The sequence below is a fragment of the Actinomycetota bacterium genome (assembly GCA_009923495.1).
In the GTDB taxonomy this organism is placed as follows: domain Bacteria; phylum Actinomycetota; class Actinomycetes; order S36-B12; family UBA5976; genus UBA5976.
This window is the reverse complement of record RFTJ01000047.1, coordinates 1-1,710: the sequence shown is the minus strand read 5'-3', so window position 1 is coordinate 1,710 and position 1,710 is coordinate 1. Positions and strand designations below refer to the sequence as shown.

At 50.2% G+C, this 1,710-nt stretch carries 2 protein-coding genes; both read right to left on the bottom strand.

What is annotated here, in order from left to right:
• Nucleotides 1-1,392: hypothetical protein (locus EBS36_07410; GenBank protein ID NBU32975.1), on the bottom strand; the 1,392-nt coding region annotated here is incomplete at its 3' end.
• A 4-nt stretch (nt 1,393-1,396) separates the two neighbouring features.
• Nucleotides 1,397-1,710 (bottom strand): hypothetical protein (locus EBS36_07405; protein NBU32974.1); only part of this gene is annotated, 314 nt, incomplete at its 5' end.

Here is a 1,710-nt window from a genome sequence, read left to right as displayed (position 1 = left end):
AGTGCTTTCTTCGCCCACTGCTTTGCTGACTTTGTATCCAGCTTTTTTCAACAGTGTCATAGCGGCTTTCAATTCGCCTTCATCGTGGTCGCCTTCTTTGGTCATTAACTTGGAACGACCACTGGGTCCTTTGGCACCAATAGCACCTGTTGTGCCTTTGGGACGTCCACGCCCACGCTTTTCTCCGCTGGCTTCACTGTCATCGTCTGCACCAACGCTGATACCTTGGTCATCTGTACGGCGTGTGACCATACGGCCTGTGGCAGTATGTTTGATGTCATGCTTGGCACCACGTTCAATGCTGCCAACTTTGGGAGCAACAGCTCTTGAGGTGCTCATGTCAAACGCAGTGCCTTTGGATTTTTCTTCATCCATCTCAGCGTTACGACCTTTGCCACCGCCCAGTGCTTTACGCATGGCTTCAGCAGCCACATCACCCAACATTTCGTCAACTTCTTTTTTGGCACCAGCAATCTTGTCGGCAAAAGTGATCTTGTCTGCAGGTGGTGCTAGGGCAGCAAATGACTTTTGTTTAGGTGTCATTGGAGCGCCAGCTTCGGGCAAGTTGGGTTCAGCATGTGTTCCGTGCGCATCTTTGATGCTGCCTTTGAGACTGGTGATTTGATCTCGTGATGGCATGCCTTTTCGTTTGCCGTGTGTGTTGATACTATTAGAAGCGCCACCACGCCCAAAGCCCTTGCGTAGTGGATCATTGTGGCTGAATTCGCCGCCGCCTATTTTGCGTTTTCTGCCCTCATAGTCATCAGGTTTTGGATTATAGTAGAGCTCGTCGGCGTCAGGGCCGTAGGTGTAGTCTAGTGGTTCTACTGTGTACAATTTGTCTTTGTACTTGGGGTCGCGGTACTTGGCTGCTTCTGTGGTTTTTTGCTCAGGTTTCTTGCCTGTCTGTGGCACGCCTGCTTTGCGTTGTACATCCCGACGCATGTCTTCATCTGAACCATGTCCGACTAACTTGTTGATGCCGCTGGCAACTTTCTTACCAACTTTTTTGACTGTGTCCATGACACCTTCGTCCACTTCTTTGTTGTCATACTTGTCATATTTTTTTCTAACGGGATCAAGAGCCTTGCCTTCGCGGCCAGCCTTGGCCAATGCTTCCATGCCTTCTCGGCCGTACTTTTCATAGCCTTTGGCTGCACGACTCATGCCTTCTTCTTCCAACTTGCCTTGTGCCTTTAGTTTGTTGCGCACTGCACCAGCCACACGCTCACCAGCAGCCTTGCTGCCATAGCGTTCGCCAGCATCTGTGGCAATCTTGGCAAAGTTCTTGCCTGGCTTGCCTTCATCACGCTCGTTCAACTGCTGATGTGTGACTTCGGGTGTAGCACGAATGCTGTCTAGTTTTTTGTTTAGGTCGTAAAAGAAACTCATTGTATTATCCTCTTGGGTTGGCGCCAGTGGCTGGCTTGGGTGGACGATTGATCTTGGTCATTGGGCTCTTATCGCCCGTAGCAATATCATTTGTGGTCTTGGCAGCGGGTGTCCGGCCTCCAGCCACGGTGAAATCAGTTCGGTATGCATTTTTCAACACAGCATGATCATAAGGACCAGTTGAGTAGTCTTTCTTGAGTGCTCGTTGTTCTGCGTCAGGCGCAGGATAGTCTGTGTCGCCCAACAAGTCCTTGTTTTCAGCATCAATCTGTTCATACTCGTCAACAAGGCCATCCACGTGTGGTGTTGTCTGCATGA